Here is a 16,211-nt window from a genome sequence, read left to right as displayed (position 1 = left end):
AAAATATGGATTATCACTTAACGCTTAACTGGCCCGAGTTTATTGAACGTTACTGGCAAAAACGCCCGGTGGTTCTGAAACGCGGATTCAGCAATTTTGTCGACCCTATCTCGCCTGACGAGCTGGCAGGTCTGGCCATGGAAAACGAAGTCGACAGCCGTCTGGTGAGCCACCAGGACGGGAAATGGCAGGTTAGCCACGGTCCTTTCGAGAGCTACGATCACCTCGGTGAAAACAACTGGTCGCTGCTGGTGCAGGCGGTCAACCACTGGCACGAGCCGACTGCCGCCTTAATGCGCCCGTTCCGCGCCCTGCCCGACTGGCGCATGGACGATCTGATGATCTCCTTCTCCGTGCCGGGCGGCGGCGTAGGTCCACATCTTGACCAGTACGACGTGTTCATCATTCAGGGTACGGGCCGCCGCCGCTGGCGCGTGGGCGAAAAAGTCCCGATGAAGCAGCACTGCCCGCATCCTGACCTGCTTCAGGTTGACCCGTTTGAAGGGATTATCGATGAAGAGCTGGAGCCGGGTGATATTCTCTACATTCCGCCGGGATTCCCTCACGAAGGCTACTCCCTGGAAAACTCACTCAACTACTCCGTGGGGTTCCGCGCGCCAAGCGGCCGCGAGATGATCAGCGGATTTGCCGACTATGTTCTGCAACGCGAGCTGGGCAGCTATCGTTACAGCGATCCTGATGTGCCTGCGCGCGAGCATCCGGCGGATATTCTGCCAGAAGAACTCGATAAGCTGCGCGGCATGATGCTGGATCTGATCAACGAGCCGGAGCACTTCAAACAGTGGTTTGGTGAGTTTATCAGCCAGTCTCGTCATGAGCTGGACGTTGCGCCGCCGGAGCCGCCGTATCAGGCCGACGAGATTTATGATGCGCTTCAGCAGGGCGACAAGCTGACGCGTCTGGGCGGGTTGCGCGTGCTGCGCATTGGTGAAGAGGTGTTCGTCAACGGCGAGAAGCTGGACTCTCCGCACCGTCCGGCGCTGGAAGCCATTGCCAGCCATCTGGTGCTGACTGCCGACACCTTTGGCGATGCGCTGGAGGATCCTTCCTTCCTCGCGATGCTGGCCGCGCTGGTCAACAGCGGGTACTGGTTCTTTGAGGACTGAGTCGCCTTAATTCCCGGTGGCGCTTCGCCACCGGGCTTTTCTTACCGCTTCGCGGTCAACTCCGCTATCCGCACTATCACCTTCACCGCTTTTTCCATCCCCTCCAGCGTCACGAACTCATGCTTACCATGGTAGTTGTAGCCACCGGTAAACAGGTTCGGGCACGGCAGCCCCATAAACGACAGCTGAGAACCGTCGGTGCCGCCGCGAATCGGCTTCAGCTGCGGTTCAATATCGCAGTCGCGCATTGCCTGCTGGGCGATATCGAGAATATGCGGATGCGCCATCACCTTCTCGCGCATGTTGTAATAGCTGTCTTCAATGATCAGCTCAATATAGCAATCAGGGTGTAAACCTTTACCGACCTTCTTTGCGATCTCCATCATCTTGCGCTTGCGCGCCTCAAAGGCTTTGCGGTCGAAATCGCGGATGATGTAGTGCATCTGCGCGCTGTCCACGGTGCCTTTGATGCTGGTCAGGTGATAGAAACCTTCATACCCTTCGGTCTGTTCAGGGCTCTCTTCCGACGGGACTTCTGCATGAATTCTGGACGCCAGCGACAGCGCGTTCACCATGACGCCTTTCGCCGAACCGGGATGAACGTTGTTGCCGACAATTTTGATCGTGACGGACGCGGCATTGAAGTTTTCATACTCCAGTTCACCGACGCCGCCGCCGTCGACGGTATAGGCCCACTGCGCGTTAAAAGCTTCCACGTCGAAGTGCTTCGCGCCCTTGCCGACCTCTTCATCCGGCGTAAAGGCCACGCGGATATCGCCGTGCGGGATGTTTTTGCCCTTCAGCACCGCCAGCGCGGTCATGATCTCCGCAATGCCCGCCTTGTCATCCGCCCCCAGCAGCGTTTTACCGTCGGTGGTGATCAGCGTCTGGCCCAGCAGCTGGTGCAGTACCGGGAACATCACCGGCGAGAGCACCTCGTCGCCAATGCCCAGCGCAATATCGCCGCCGCGGTAATTTTCCACAATCTGCGGGTTCACATGTTTACCGCTAAAATCCGGAGAGGTGTCGACATGGGAGATAAAGCCAATCGCCGGAATATCCCCCTGGACATTCGCCGGCAGCGTTGCCATCACAGTGCCTTTTTCGCTTAACGTGACGTTGACCAGCCCCATGGCGTCAAGCTGCTCTTTAAGCAGGTTTAATAACTTCCACTGGCCTTCGGTGCTCGGCACCTGGCGAACACCCGGCTTAGATTGGGTATCCAGCGAAACGTACTGTAAAAAACGCTCAAGTAATTTATCCATGCAGTCACCCTCACTTTTCGTGACAACATTATCAGTAAGCATCAAAACGCAAATATTGCGTCAGGTCACTTTTATCCCGCAAACGAGAATATTTTCCGTTTATATGGTTATGCGTTAGTAAATGTAGCTTATGAATCAGTGACAAGGTTTGGCGATCGCAGGGGATTGCCGTAGAATGTCCGCCCTCATTACGAGTCACCAAGGTGGTTACACACAAACCCCGCTTCAGTCTGCTGCCTGAGGCGTCTATATGGGACAGCGCAAAAATTGAATACACAATCCCGTTCACGTTCACCGCTGGTGCAACTGGAACGAATTCGTAAAAGTTTTGATGGTAAAGACGTTATTTCCGACCTCACTCTGACCATCAATGACGGTGAGTTTCTGACGCTGCTTGGCCCCTCGGGCTGCGGCAAAACAACCGTACTGCGCCTTATCGCCGGGCTGGAAAGCGTCGATAACGGCCATATCCATCTTGAAAACCAGGACATCACCCAAGTTCCTGCCGAAGACCGCCACGTCAATACCGTCTTTCAGAGCTACGCCCTGTTCCCGCACATGACCGTGTTTGAAAACGTGGCGTTTGGCCTGCGGATGCAAAAAACGCCGGCGAATGAGATCGAACCGCGCGTCACCGACGCCCTGCGCATGGTGCAGCTTGAGACGTTTGCCCAGCGTAAACCCCATCAGCTTTCCGGCGGCCAGCAGCAGCGCGTGGCCATCGCCCGCGCCGTGGTCAACAAGCCGCGCCTGCTCCTGCTGGATGAATCCCTCTCCGCGCTGGATTACAAGCTGCGCAAGCAGATGCAGAACGAGCTTAAAGCCCTGCAGCGCAAGCTCGGCATTACCTTTGTCTTCGTCACCCACGATCAGGAAGAGGCCCTGACCATGTCCGACCGCATCGTGGTAATGCGCGACGGCAAAATCGAGCAGGACGGCACGCCGCGCGAAATCTACGAAGAGCCGAAGAATCTGTTTGTCGCCAGCTTCATTGGCGAGATCAATATCTTCGACGCCACGGTGATTGAGCGTCTGGACGACCAGCGCGTGCGCGCCAGCGTCGAAGGACGCGAGTGTAATATCACGGTGACTTTCCCCGTCGAAAAGGGACAAAAACTCAACGTTCTGCTGCGCCCGGAAGATCTGCGCGTCGATGAAATTCACGGCAATACCGAGGCCGAAGGGTTAATCGGCTATATCCGCGAGCGCAACTACAAAGGGATGACGCTGGAGTCCGTTGTCGAGCTGGAGAACGGCAAGATGGTGATGGTCAGCGAGTTCTTTAACGAAGACGACCCTGACTTCGACCACTCTCTCGACCAGAAAATGGTTATCAACTGGGTAGAAAGCTGGGAGGTTGTGCTGGCTGATGAAGAACACAAGTAAATTCCAGAATGTGGTGATCGCCACGATCGTCGGTTGGCTTGTGCTGTTTGTCTTTTTACCCAACCTGATGATCGTTGCCACCAGCTTTCTGACCCGCGACGACGCTAGCTTCGTTTCGCTGGTCTTTACGCTGGACAACTACGCGCGCCTGCTCGATCCGCTCTATTTTGACGTGCTGCTGCACTCGCTCAACATGGCGCTGATTGCCACCCTTGCCTGTCTGGTGCTGGGGTATCCTTTCGCATGGTTCCTCGCGGGCCTGCCGCAAAAGGTGCGGCCCCTGCTGCTGTTTTTACTGATTGTTCCCTTCTGGACCAACTCGTTAATCCGCATCTACGGGCTGAAGATCTTCCTCAGCACTAAAGGCTATCTCAACGAGTTTCTACTGTGGCTGGGGGTGATTGATACGCCGATCCGCATCATGTTTACCCCGAGCGCGGTGATTGTCGGCCTGGTCTATATCCTGCTGCCGTTTATGGTGATGCCGCTCTACTCCAGCATCGAGAAGCTGGATAAACCGCTGCTGGAGGCGGCAAAAGATCTGGGCGCTAACAAGCTGCAGACCTTCATACGCATTATTATCCCGCTGACCATGCCGGGCATTATTGCGGGCTGTCTGCTGGTAATGCTCCCGGCGATGGGTTTGTTCTACGTGTCGGATCTGATGGGCGGCGCGAAAAACCTGCTGATCGGTAACGTGATCAAGAGCCAGTTCCTGAACATCCGCGACTGGCCGTTCGGCTCCGCGACCAGCATTACGCTGACGGTGATCATGGGCCTGATGCTGCTGGTCTACTGGCGCGCCTCACGCTTGCTGAATAAAAAGGTGGAACTCGAATGATCGGTCGACTGCTTCGCGGCGGTTTTATGACCGCCATTTATGCCTGGCTCTATATCCCGATCGTTATTTTGATCGTGAACTCGTTTAACAGCTCACGCTTCGGGATTAACTGGCAGGGCTTTACCACCAGCTGGTACAGCCTGCTGATGAACAACGATAGCCTCCTTCAGGCCGCGCAGCACTCGCTGACGATGGCGATCTTCTCCGCCACCTTCGCGACGCTGATTGGCTCGCTCACCGCCGTGGCGCTCTACCGCTATCGCTTTCGCGGCAAACCGTTTGTCAGCGGCATGCTGTTTGTGGTGATGATGTCGCCGGACATCGTGATGGCCATTTCGCTGCTGGTGCTGTTTATGCTGCTGGGCGTACAGCTTGGCTTCTGGTCGCTGCTGTTCTCACACATCACCTTCTGCCTGCCGTTTGTGGTGGTGACTGTTTTCGCGCGCCTGAAAGGGTTCGACGTGCGCATGCTGGAGGCGGCGAAGGATCTGGGCGCCAGCGAGATGACCATCCTGCGCAAAATCATCTTGCCGCTGGCGATGCCCGCCGTGGCGGCCGGATGGCTACTTAGCTTCACCCTGTCGATGGATGACGTGGTCGTGTCCTCCTTCGTCACCGGTCCGAGCTATGAAATTCTGCCGTTGAAGATCTATTCAATGGTGAAAGTCGGCGTCTCACCGGAGGTGAACGCGCTGGCAACCATTCTGCTGGTGTTTTCGCTGGTGCTGGTGATCGCCAGCCAGGTTATTGCTCGTGATAAAACAAAATCTCAGGGGACAATGAAATGAAAAAAATGCTCGCCGCTGCGGCGCTGGTGCTTGGCATGGGTGCCGCGCACGCTGATGACAGCAAAACGCTCTACTTCTACAACTGGACCGAATACGTGCCGCCGGGCCTGTTGGAACAGTTCACAAAGGAGACGGGCATCAAGGTTATCTACTCGACCTACGAGTCGAATGAAACCATGTACGCCAAGCTGAAAACCTACAAAGACGGCGCGTACGATCTGGTCGTGCCTTCCACCTACTTTGTCGACAAAATGCGCAAAGAGGGCATGATCCAGAAGATCGACAAAACGAAGCTAACCAATTTTGCAAACCTCGATCCAGAGATGCTCAACAAGCCGTTCGACCCCAATAACGACTACTCCATTCCGTACATCTGGGGGGCAACCGCGATTGGCGTGAATAGCGATGCCGTCGATCCGAAAACAGTGACAAGCTGGGCCGACCTGTGGAAACCGGAATACAAGGGTAGCCTGCTGTTAACCGACGACGCGCGTGAAGTGTTCCAGGTCGCGCTGCGCAAGCTGGGCTACTCGGGCAACACGACGGATCCCAAAGAGATTGAAGCGGCATATGCCGAGCTGAAAAAGCTGATGCCTAACGTGGCGGCGTACAACTCTGATAACCCGGCAAACCCGTATATGGAAGGCGAAGTGAACCTGGGGATGGTGTGGAACGGCTCCGCGTATGTCGCCCGCCAGGCCGGGACGCCGCTTGAGGTGGTCTGGCCGAAAGAAGGGGGGATCTTCTGGATGGACAGCCTTGCGATCCCCGCCAACGCGAAAAACGCTGAAGGGGCGCACAAGCTGATTAACTTCCTGCTGCGCCCGGACGTGGCGAAACAGGTTGCCGAGACGATTGGCTACCCGACGCCAAACCTCGCCGCACGCAGGCTGCTGAAGCCTGAAGTGGCTAACGATAAATCGCTCTACCCGGATGCCGAAACCATCAGCAAAGGTGAATGGCAAAACGATGTCGGTGACGCCAGCCGCCTCTACGAAGAGTATTACCAGAAATTAAAAGCGGGCCGATAAACGGTATCGCGTTCTTCCTCACGCCGTACGTGCGGCGTGAGGAGGATTAACTGACCGCATTCTCCCCAGCCCAGATCGTCGCCTTTCTCATCGCCTCAACCACATCCTCATCCGACAGACCCAGCGCCTGACGAACCCGGGCAGCCTCGTCCCACTGCTGCTGTTCATAGTAACGGCACAGGCTCACCATATCGGCTAACCGTCCCTCCTGGTGGCACAGGGCATTGCTCACGCTCTGCGGGACCGCAATTTGCTTCATCAACTCGGCCATCGGCTGTTCGAGGAGGGTATCGAGCAGCGAAAACAGGCCGCACATGAAGGCATTTTCAGCCAGCGCCGGTTCGTTCATCGTCCCGGCTATCAGCTCGCAGAACTTGCCGCGCATCATGCTCAGCGGATAAAGCTCGCTGACGGTGTCATTGCCTGCGCTCGCCAGGACCACGACGGCAACAAACCGTCTCAGCTGGTTTTCTCCGAGATATCTGAGGACTTCACTCAGGGTTAACTTGCTGAAATTACAGGCACCGATATGTTTAAAGGCGGTGTGCTTCATGTAGCGCATGATTTTCCAGGACAGCGTGAGATCGGTTTTAATCAACGACTCGACGATCCGAAAATCAGGCTTATTGCGCCCAACCTCCATTTGCAGCCGAAAAATTGCCAGCTGATTTTGCGATAGCCGTTTATATTTAATGACCTCCGGACGGCAGAAAAAATAGCCCTGAAACAGCGAGAATCCCTCTTCCCTGTATTGGCTGAATTCCTCTTTAGTCTCAATTTTTTCAGCGAGATATTTAATATGCCCGGTTAAATGTTTACGCTCTTTCAGATACTGTTTAATTTGCGCTAAGGTATAATTTCTGACGTCAAATTTCAGTATTGAAATATAGGGTAAAAAAGCATCCCATTCTGGAGCAAGGGTGAAATCATCAAGCGCAAACTGATAACCATCCGCACTCATCTCCCTGACGGCCTGCAACAGCTCCGCTCCCGGCACAGCATCTTCCAGGATCTCAATGACCACGCTCTCTTTATCCAGCGCTTCTCCACTGCGGTCTATGACCATCCGCGAAGGGAAATTAATAAACGACGTATGTGCCCCGGCGATGCGCTGGGACGGCACGCATAAAAACTGATCTGATATCATCCTGGAGGTGGCATATTCCGCCGACACGTCCGGAAAACGGTTTGTCATCCCATCTCTGAAGAGCAGCTCATAGGCCACCGTCTTCATCTCAGGGTTAAAAATGGGTTGTCGCGCAATAAATCCGTACATATCCCATCCTCCTCTACAACTTTATATTTATTAGCATCCTCTTTCTACACGACGATAACGAGCTTTATCGAGCACTATTTTGATAGAATGCACAAAATAAAAGCATCCACACTAATTAACCGGATTTACAAATCAAAATTTAAATTAAATATCCCTGGCGCTCTACAGAAAGAGGAGAAAATATCCGATAAGGAATATGTGCCTGCCCGACATGCACGATATTACGGGAGATGAGAATGAAAGACGCCGTGGTCCAAAGAAAAAAAATAAGAGTCAAGACGTTGATGCTATTGTCCATTTTCCTCACCGTAACGGTGGGCTTTACGGCAACGATCGGGTTTATGATGTGGCAGTGGATGGCACAGCAGGAGGTTCTGGCCAAAAAGCATATCCGCCAGATTGCCGAGGTGCAAGCGTTGCAGGTCAGTAAACAGCTGGATTCTGCCCTGACTGCCGCCCGGGATATGGGCAACAGCGCCCTGGCGCTGCGCGAGGCGGGCGTGACCGATCGCCAGAGCCTGAACCAGCTGCTCATCCACTACCTTTCGGCTCACCCGCAGTTTCTCTCCATGTCGATGGCCTTTGAGCCTAACGCGTTCGACGATAAAGATGCCGTCTGGGCCGGTCAAAGCGGTGAAGATCCTGCCGGGCGCTACGCCCGCTACGTTGACCGGGACGCCACCGGCAAACCGGCATTACACCTGCTGACGGACATCGAAACGCCCGGCAGCGGCGATTATTATCTGCTGCCGAAACAACGCCATAAAGATGTGATCATCGAACCCTATATCTATCCCTACAACGGCGTGGACGTGATGCTCACCTCGATTGCCGCCCCCATCATGCGTGACGGTCAGTTTCTGGGCTCGGTCACCTCTGACTTCTCTCTCGCCACGCTGCAATCGACGATCGGCGCGATTAAACCGTGGAACGGCACGGGCTATGCCCTGCTCCTCTCCGCAGGTCATAACGTGGTGTCCAGCCCGGACAAGCGCGCGGCGGGCAAGCCTTACGCCGGTCAGATTGCCGGTCATGACGTCACCCGCATTAACGATCCGCTGCTGAAGGAGGACGTGTTTATCACCTGGCAGGACATCGCCGTCGGTAACAGCCAGACGCCGTGGAAACTTGCCATTATCACGCCGGTCAGCGAAGTGATGGCCGAAGCGCGCGCATTTTTACTGAAAGCCATCATCATGATGGTGCTAAGCATCGTGGCGGTTAGCCTGGTCATGGCACAGATCTTCACCCGCAAAGTTGACCGTCCGGTTGGGGGAGAACCTTCTGAGGCCGCCGGGATCGCTCTGGCCGTTGCCCGGGGAGACCTGAACAACACCATCCCGGTGCGTTCCGGAGATACCCACAGCATTTTTTACGCCCTGCACACCATGCAGATGCAGCTCAAGCGCATCGTCGACAACATCAGCGAAGCCAGCCACTCCGTGCACGGCGGCACCAGCGAAATTTCGGCGGGCAACCTGGACCTCGCCTCGCGAACCGAGGAACAGGCGGCTGCGATTGTTGAAACGGCAGCCAGCATGGAAGAGATTTCGGTCACGGTGAAGAATAACGCCGACAACGCCCACAAGGCGACCACGCTGACCGATCGCGCCGCGAGCCTCGCCGGGCATGGCGAAACGCTGGTGAACGACGTGGTCGTGGTGATTGGGGAGATTGATGAGAGCGCGCGTAAGATCGGCGAGATTAACAGCATTGTCGATGGCATCGCCTTCCAGACCAATATCCTGGCGCTGAATGCTGCCGTTGAAGCGGCACGGGCAGGCGAACAGGGGCGCGGCTTCGCGGTCGTCGCAGGGGAAGTGCGCAATCTTGCCCAGCGAAGCGCTAACGCGGCAAAAGAGATCTCTCAGCTGATTGCCGAGTCCTCAGGGCGCGTCAGCAAAGGCGTTGAGCTGGTCAATGAAACCGGCGTGATGATGAAACAGGTGATTGAAGCGGTGTCGCATGTGCATCTGGTCATCAACGATATCGTTCAGGCGCTGGACGAGCAAAATCGCGGGATTAGCCAGGTCAGCACCGCCGTTAACCAGATGGACAGCACGACCCAGCAGAACGCCTCGCTGGTTCAGCAGATCTCTGCGGCGGCGCTCTCGCTGGATGAGCAGGCTAAATCGCTCGAGAAGACGCTGGCGTTCTTCCACTCATAAATAAAAAGGCACCCGCTGGACGGGTGCCTTTTCACGCGATTGCCGTTATAGCCCTTTCAGCAGCTTGTCGACAAACTCCGGGACGACCGTGCTTGCCAGACCGTAGTGTTTCTCTTCAAACTCGCTGCCCACCTGGCTTGGCTCAAGATTGAGTTCTACCGTATGCGCACCGTGCAGTCGCGCTTCGTGGACAAACCCCGCCGCCGGATAAACATGACCGGATGTGCCGATGGCGATAAACACGTCGGCCATCGCCAGCGCGCTGTAGATATCATCCATTCCCAGCGGCATTTCACCGAACCAGACCACGTGCGGACGCAGGCGCGACGGGAACTGGCAGCAGTGGCACTTATCCTCAGGCAGCACGTCCTCTTGCCAGTCCAGCACCTGACCGCTCCAGGCGCAGCGAACCTTGAGCAGCTCGCCGTGCATGTGGATGATGTTCTTGTTACCGGCCCGCTCGTGCAGGTTATCGATATTCTGCGTCACCAGCAGAAAACGATCGCCGAGCGCCTCTTCGAGCTTCGCCAGCGCCAGATGTGCCGCATTCGGCGCGACGTCAGGCTGCTGAAGCTGACGGCGGCGGGCGTTGTAAAACGCCTGCACGAGATCCGGATCGCGGGCAAAGCCTTCCGGCGTGGCTACATCCTCCACGCGGTGCTCTTCCCACAGCCCGTCCGCCGCGCGGAAGGTTCGAATTCCTGACTCGGCGGAGATCCCCGCCCCGGTCAGCACCACCACTCTGGGTTTATCCATCGCTTCTGGCATCATTCTGTCTCTGAAAAAGATCCGCTGGCGCAAGCGCTCACGCAAGCGGCGTTTGTTTTTGCGAAAACGGCTGAGTCGACCCTGGCGACGCGACAGCATAGAAACCTCGTAAACTAATCGGTGAGATGAAGGAATGCGGCTCCGCGCATGCCTCCTGCGTCCCCGTGTCGCGCGCGTTCAATACGCGGCACGCGGGCAACCGGCAATAAATGTCGGGGCAAACGCCCGGACAACCGTTCCGTAATCGCGGTAAAGTTTGAAAGCCCTCCCCCGATCACCAGCAGATCCGGGTCGACGATGGTGAGAATATTTCCCAGACACACCGCCAGCAGATCCAGATAGCGCTCGACGTGCTCACGCGCCTGCGCATCCCCTTGCTCCCACAGGGTAATGATTTGAGGGGCCTCAAGTTTCTGATGATAGAAGTGTTCGTAAAGCCATGCAAACCCGCGGCCGGAGAGGTAGTTCTCAATACAGCCGTGCTGGCCGCAGCCGCAGCGGGTCAGCGGGAAATCGCGCCCCACTACCTCCAGGGCATCCACCGGGAGACGGATATGACCAAACTCGCCGGTGATGTAGCTGCGCCCGGTGATTGGCTTCCCGTTGATCACAATTCCCCCGCCGACGCCGGTACCGAGGATCAGCCCCATCACCAGCGGATACTGACGGAACTCATCGTCCCAGGCTTCGGAGAGCGCAAAGCAGTTAGCATCATTGTCTAAACGCACGTCGCGTTCAAGGAGGGCAGAGAGATCGGCGCGGAGCGGTTTACCGCTGGCGGCAGGCACGTTGGCGGCATACAGCGTGCCGTCGTCGGTTTCGGGCATACCCGGAATGCCGATGCCGACGCTGCCTTTCACGCCAAAGCGTTCATCGGCCTGCGCCACCAGCGCGGCAATCGCGGTTAAAAATTCGTCGTAGCTTTCGCGCGGCGTGGGAACGCGGGTTTCCCACTGTAGTTTGAGGTCTTTATCAAACACGCCGAGCGCAATCTTGGTGCCGCCAATATCAAATCCGTAATACATAACGCATTCCTCTTTTAACCTGGCGGCCCGAAAGCCGCTAGATCATGACGTAATTACTGGCCACTTAATACCCTCGCCGGATCAATTCGGCTTGCGCGACGCGCCGGATACCAGCTTGCCAGCAGACTCAGTAAAAGTGCTGTAACCAGCACATAAAAAACGTCCAGCCAGTGCAGTTCAGACGGCAGGAAGTCAATAAAGTAGATATCACCCGACAGGAACTGGTGGCCGATAAGCTTTTCGATCCCGTTGATAATCGGCGTCAGCTGCAGGGAAACCACCACGCCAATCACTACGCCGCACAGGCTGCCGAACAGCCCCGCCAGCAAACCGTACCAGACGAAGATGGCGCGAATAAGACCGTCTTTCGCCCCCAGCGTACGCAGCACGGCGATGTCGCCGCTCTTGTCCTTGACCGCCATCACCAGCGTCGAGACGATATTAAAGCACGCGACACCAATCACCAGCACCATCGCCAGATACATGATGGCGCGGATCATCTGGATATCACGGTACATATAGCCGTAAGTGCCGATCCAGCTTTTGATGTAGACATAGTTATTGGTCACGCTGCCCGCGTCGCGAACCAGCTTGTTGGCGTTAAAGACGTCGTTCACCTTGATGGCAATGCCCGTCACGCTGTCGGCCATGTCGAGATACTGGCGCGCATCCTCCATCGGCACCATCGCAAAGCTATGGTCAAGCTGACCGCTCAGCTGAAGAATACCGGTGACGTGCAGGCGCACGCGCTTAGGCTGCTGCAGCTTGTGGTCGGCGCTGGCGTTCGGGATCATGATCGACACCCAGTCGCCCTGCTTGACCTTCAGGGCATCGGCCACGCCTTTACCCATGATGATCTGCTGCTCGCCGGCCTTAAAGTTGGCCCACGCGCCGTTCTGCACATAGTTTGGCAGCGCGCTGAGACGCGCTTCCTGGGCGGGGTTGACCCCTTTCACCTGAATCGCGCGCAGGTTTACCCCGCTCTCCACCAGCCCGGTAAAGTTAATGTAGGGCGCGGCGGCGGCAATGCCCGGCACCTTTTCGACTTTGGCGAGCGCATCGCTCCAGTTCGTCCACGGCTGGTTAACCGGCTCGATCTCCCCGTGCGGCACTACCGCCAGAATGCGGTTATTCAGCTCGCGCTCAAAGCCGTTCATGGCGCTCAAGCCGACAATCAGCACCGCCACACCGAGCGCAATGCCGATGGTCGAGATGACGGAGATCAGCGACACCATGCCGCCGCGGCGGCGGCCGCGGCTAAAACGTAAACCAATGAGTAAGGATAACGGTGACGCCATTACTCTGCTCCCATCAGGGTCAGTTCCGCGTTCAGATGGCCGTCGCGCATTTCAAGCTGGCGCCCCATGCGTTTTGCCAGCTGCAGATCGTGGGTCACGACCAGAAACGCGGTGCCCTGCGAGGCGTTCAGCTCGCCCAGAAGCTGGAAAATACTGTCCGCATTGCGGGCATCCAGGTTACCGGTAGGCTCATCCGCCAGCACCAGACGCGGGTTGTTGACCAGCGCACGGGCAATCGCCACGCGCTGGCGCTCGCCGCCGGAAAGCTCAGAGGGACGATGGTTACCGCGATGGCCCAGCCCTACCGCTTTCAGCATGTCGCTGGCGCGGGCGTTAATTTCTGCCGGTTTCTTTTTGCCAATCAGCAGCGGCATCGCCACGTTTTCCAGCGCCGTGAAATCCGGCAGCAGGTGGTGGAACTGGTAGATAAAGCCCAGCTCGCGGTTGCGCAGCTCGGCCTTCGCCGCGGAGGACATTTTGCTCATCGGCTGGCTGGAGAAAATCACGTCGCCTTCGGTTGGCGTATCCAGCCCGCCCAGCAGATGCAGCAGCGTACTTTTACCCGAGCCGGAGCTACCGACAATCGCCATCATCTCGCCTTCGCCCACGCTGAAGCTCACATTGTGCAGCACGTCGGTTTGCACAGTGCCTTCCTGATAGCGTTTGGACAGGTTGTCGCATTGCAACAGGATCTTATTCATAACGTAAAGCCTCAGCGGGTTGAGTGGCGGCAGCGCGCCAGGAAGGATAAAGCGTAGAAAGCAGCGCAATGGCCATCGCGGCCAGCGCAATACCGACCACCTGCAGCGGCTCGATAGCCACCGGCAGCGCCGCGCCGTCGAGCAGGGCGCCGATGATCGGCATTAAGTTATTAAGCTGGCTGGCAAGCAAGGCCCCCAGCACGGCGCCGAGCAGCGCGCCAATGATGCCTGCGCTGGCACCCTGCACCATAAACACCGCCATGATCTGGCGCGGCGTGAGCCCCTGGGTTTGCAGAATGGCGACTTCGCCCTGCTTCTCCATTACCATCAGGCCCAGCGAGGTGATGATGTTAAATGCGGCCACGGCCACGATCAGGCTCAGCAGCAGCCCCATCATATTTTTTTCCATCCGCACGGCCTGGAACAGTTCGCCTTTACGCTCGCGCCAGTCCTGCCATTTGGTGCCGTCCGGCAGTTTTTGCTGGCTGAGGGTATCGACCTTCAGCGGCGCATCGAGCCACAGACGCCAGCCGGTGATGTTCCCTGCCGGGTAGCGCATCAGGCGTGAAGCGTCCTGAATGTTAACCAGCATCTGGTAACCATCGACTTCGCTGTTGGCAGCAAAGGTACCAATCACGTTGAACAGGCGCTGGCTTGGCAGGCGCCCCATCGGCGTAAACTGGCTGGCAGAAGGCACCATCACGCGCAGCTGATCGCCGCGGTTGACGCCAAGCTGTCCGGCAAGCTGTTCACCCAGAATCACGTTGTATTTCCCGGCTTCCAGATCGGTCTGCTTCACGTTAACCAGATACGGCGTCAGCGGATCGTTTTGCGCCGGGTCAATACCCAGCATCACGCCGACCGCCACGCTGCGGGCGCTTTGCAGCACCACGTCACCGGTCGTCAACGGCGCGACGCGCGTGACGCCCTGTAACTTCGCCGCGCTTTCCGGCAGCTGTTGCGGGTTAACCGAACCGTTGGATGATGAGAGAACGGCCTGCGGCATCAGCCCCAGGATGTTGTTTTGCAGCTCGCGCTCAAAGCCATTCATGACGGAAAGTACCGTCACCAGTGCCATCACGCCAAGCGTAATGCCAATAGTCGAAAGCCAGGAGACAAAGCGACCGAAGCGGTCCGCGGCGCGCCCACGCATGTAACGTAAGCCTATGAAGAGTGCGACAGGTTGATACATGAAATCCGTCTGTTTGCTGATAGCAGACCCACGAGTATATAAGCGAATCCGTTAAGCGTAAATGACTGAAACAGTAAGCTTTGGTAATCATTCTTCCTAAAAATTCAGATAAATCAGGGTGCTATTGTCTGAATACTCGCCTCGCAACCTCCACCTTTTCCGAAAAACCGCCGGATACAGACTGTTACCCATTACATCCCGGCTTCGTTTTACAACAATTGCTCGTTCGTTTATGGCAATAAGGTAGTGGCGAACAATGAAGCAAAAAGCATTATGGATTAACCAGATAAAAGGGCTGTGTATCTGCCTGGTGGTTATCTATCATTCGGTTATCACGTTTTATCCGCATCTGATCGGGCTGCAGCACCCGCTCTCCGGCCTTCTCGCCAAATGCTGGGTCTATTTTAACCTCTATCTCGCACCGTTTCGTATGCCGGTCTTCTTCTTTATCTCCGGCTATCTGATCCGTCGTTATATTGACGAAGTGGACTGGCGAACCAGTCTCGATAAACGGATCTGGAGCATTGTCTGGGTCCTGGCGCTGTGGGGCGTTCTGCAATGGCAGGCGTTGACCCACCTGAACGCCTGGCTGGCGCCCGAGCGTGAGCTTGCCACCGCGTCGAACGCGGCCTACGCCGACTCGCTCTCAGGATTTGTACGGGGTATGCTCACCGCCAGCACCAGCCTGTGGTATCTGTATGCCCTGGTGGTCTACTTCACGCTGTGTAAACTGCTGAGCCGCTGGAAGCTGCCGGTTCTTGGACTGCTGGCGCTGGCGAGCATCGCGATTAACTTCCTGCCGCTGCCGTGGTGGGGAATGAACAGCGTGGTCCGCAACATGATCTACTACAGCCTCGGGGCGTGGTATGGCGCAGCGCTGATGACGTGGATGAAAAGCGTCAACCTGCGCCGCATCTGGCTGGCAACCGGCGCTTTCGCCGCCGTCTCCGTGGTGCTGTGGTTTGCTAACGTTCCGCTGCTCCTCTCATTGCTGTCGATTGTGTTGATCATGAAGCTGTTCTACAGCCTTGAGCAGCGCTACGCCGTTAACCCGAACAATCTGCTGAACGTGATTGGCTCCAATACCATTGCGATTTATACCACCCACCGCATCCTGATTGAGGCCTTTAGCCTGTTCCTGATTGGCGAAATGAATGCCGCCTCGTGGCCGGTCTGGGCAGAGCTCACCTTGGTGCTGGTCTACCCGTTTGCCAGCCTGCTTATCTGTACCCTTGCCGGGCTCGGAGTGCGTAAAATCTCCACCGCGCTGTTTGGGGACGTTTTCTTCTCTCCTCCGTCTACGCTAACCCTGTCACCTTCAACGCGTTAATGCCCTCTCCGCCCC

14 protein-coding genes are annotated in these 16,211 nt (G+C 56.6%); 7 read left to right on the top strand and 7 right to left on the bottom strand.

What is annotated here, in order from left to right; all coding sequences use genetic code 11:
* Positions 1-5: 5 nt before the first annotated feature.
* Positions 6-1,127 carry a cupin domain-containing protein gene (locus USF70_RS04215; protein ID WP_023311180.1) on the top strand — a complete coding sequence of 374 codons (1,122 nt, stop codon included), beginning with the start codon at positions 6-8 and terminating at the stop codon, positions 1,125-1,127.
* 41 nt (positions 1,128-1,168) lie between these two features.
* Here USF70_RS04215 and pepT read toward each other — a convergent pair whose 3' ends face one another.
* On the bottom strand, positions 1,169-2,392 hold the full coding sequence (gene pepT, locus USF70_RS04210) for a peptidase T (RefSeq protein WP_320735302.1): 1,224 nt from the start codon (positions 2,390-2,392) through the stop codon (positions 1,169-1,171).
* Between the two features lie 237 nt (positions 2,393-2,629).
* Here pepT and potA point away from each other — a divergent pair, with 237 nt between their 5' ends.
* The 4 genes from potA to potD are packed head-to-tail and all read left to right on the top strand — an operon-like array spanning position 2,630 to position 6,438.
* On the top strand, positions 2,630-3,778 hold the full coding sequence (gene potA / locus USF70_RS04205) for a spermidine/putrescine ABC transporter ATP-binding protein PotA (RefSeq protein WP_170864495.1): 1,149 nt from the start codon (positions 2,630-2,632) through the stop codon (positions 3,776-3,778).
* Complete coding sequence (potB, locus tag USF70_RS04200; protein ID WP_033145229.1) at positions 3,762-4,619, top strand: spermidine/putrescine ABC transporter permease PotB; 858 nt, start codon at positions 3,762-3,764, stop codon at positions 4,617-4,619. The genes potA and potB overlap by 17 nt, the downstream gene beginning before the upstream one ends.
* The gene (potC, locus tag USF70_RS04195) at positions 4,616-5,407 is read left to right on the top strand and encodes a spermidine/putrescine ABC transporter permease PotC (protein WP_047061589.1); all 792 of its coding nucleotides are present in this window, start codon (positions 4,616-4,618) and stop codon (positions 5,405-5,407) included. Before potB ends, potC begins: the two co-directional genes overlap by 4 nt.
* Positions 5,404-6,438 (top strand): spermidine/putrescine ABC transporter substrate-binding protein PotD, encoded by a 1,035-nt coding sequence (gene potD / locus USF70_RS04190; RefSeq protein WP_320735301.1) that lies wholly within the window; start codon positions 5,404-5,406, stop codon positions 6,436-6,438. Before potC ends, potD begins: the two co-directional genes overlap by 4 nt.
* A 46-nt stretch (positions 6,439-6,484) precedes the next feature.
* On the opposite strand, the gene USF70_RS04185 is transcribed toward potD, so the two are convergent.
* On the bottom strand, positions 6,485-7,714 hold the full coding sequence (locus USF70_RS04185) for an EAL and HDOD domain-containing protein (protein ID WP_320735300.1): 1,230 nt from the start codon (positions 7,712-7,714) through the stop codon (positions 6,485-6,487).
* 236 nt (positions 7,715-7,950) lie between these two features.
* Between USF70_RS04185 and USF70_RS04180 the strand changes: the two genes are divergently transcribed.
* A complete protein-coding gene (locus USF70_RS04180; protein ID WP_033145225.1) occupies positions 7,951-9,882 on the top strand; it encodes a methyl-accepting chemotaxis protein in 1,932 nt (643 codons plus the stop codon).
* Between the two features lie 45 nt (positions 9,883-9,927).
* Here USF70_RS04180 and cobB read toward each other — a convergent pair whose 3' ends face one another.
* From cobB to lolC, 5 genes are read right to left on the bottom strand one after another with little or no spacing between them, the layout of a single operon-like run.
* Positions 9,928-10,749, bottom strand: coding sequence for a Sir2 family NAD+-dependent deacetylase (cobB, locus tag USF70_RS04175; RefSeq protein ID WP_023311172.1), 822 nt, complete (start codon positions 10,747-10,749; stop codon positions 9,928-9,930).
* 14 nt (positions 10,750-10,763) lie between these two features.
* The gene (gene nagK, locus USF70_RS04170; RefSeq protein WP_048979230.1) at positions 10,764-11,675 is read right to left on the bottom strand and encodes an N-acetylglucosamine kinase; all 912 of its coding nucleotides are present in this window, start codon (positions 11,673-11,675) and stop codon (positions 10,764-10,766) included.
* Positions 11,676-11,728: 53 nt separating this feature from the next.
* Positions 11,729-12,973 carry a lipoprotein-releasing ABC transporter permease subunit LolE gene (gene lolE, locus USF70_RS04165; RefSeq protein ID WP_032657985.1) on the bottom strand — a complete coding sequence of 415 codons (1,245 nt, stop codon included), beginning with the start codon at positions 12,971-12,973 and terminating at the stop codon, positions 11,729-11,731.
* Positions 12,973-13,674 carry a lipoprotein-releasing ABC transporter ATP-binding protein LolD gene (gene lolD / locus USF70_RS04160; protein WP_232938282.1) on the bottom strand — a complete coding sequence of 234 codons (702 nt, stop codon included), beginning with the start codon at positions 13,672-13,674 and terminating at the stop codon, positions 12,973-12,975. Before lolD ends, lolE begins: the two co-directional genes overlap by 1 nt.
* Complete coding sequence (gene lolC / locus USF70_RS04155) at positions 13,667-14,866, bottom strand: lipoprotein-releasing ABC transporter permease subunit LolC (RefSeq protein ID WP_032668182.1); 1,200 nt, start codon at positions 14,864-14,866, stop codon at positions 13,667-13,669. Before lolC ends, lolD begins: the two co-directional genes overlap by 8 nt.
* 256 nt (positions 14,867-15,122) lie before the next feature.
* Here lolC and USF70_RS04150 point away from each other — a divergent pair, with 256 nt between their 5' ends.
* Positions 15,123-16,196: an acyltransferase family protein gene (locus USF70_RS04150; protein ID WP_033145222.1), complete on the top strand. Its 1,074-nt coding sequence runs from the start codon at positions 15,123-15,125 to the stop codon at positions 16,194-16,196.
* Positions 16,197-16,211: the final 15 nt, after the last annotated feature.

Source organism: Enterobacter sp. 237C8 (genome assembly GCF_034106865.1).
GTDB classification, from domain to species: domain Bacteria; phylum Pseudomonadota; class Gammaproteobacteria; order Enterobacterales; family Enterobacteriaceae; genus Enterobacter; species Enterobacter asburiae_B.
The sequence above is the reverse complement of the archived record's forward strand: the minus strand, read 5'-3'. Positions and strand labels throughout refer to the sequence as shown.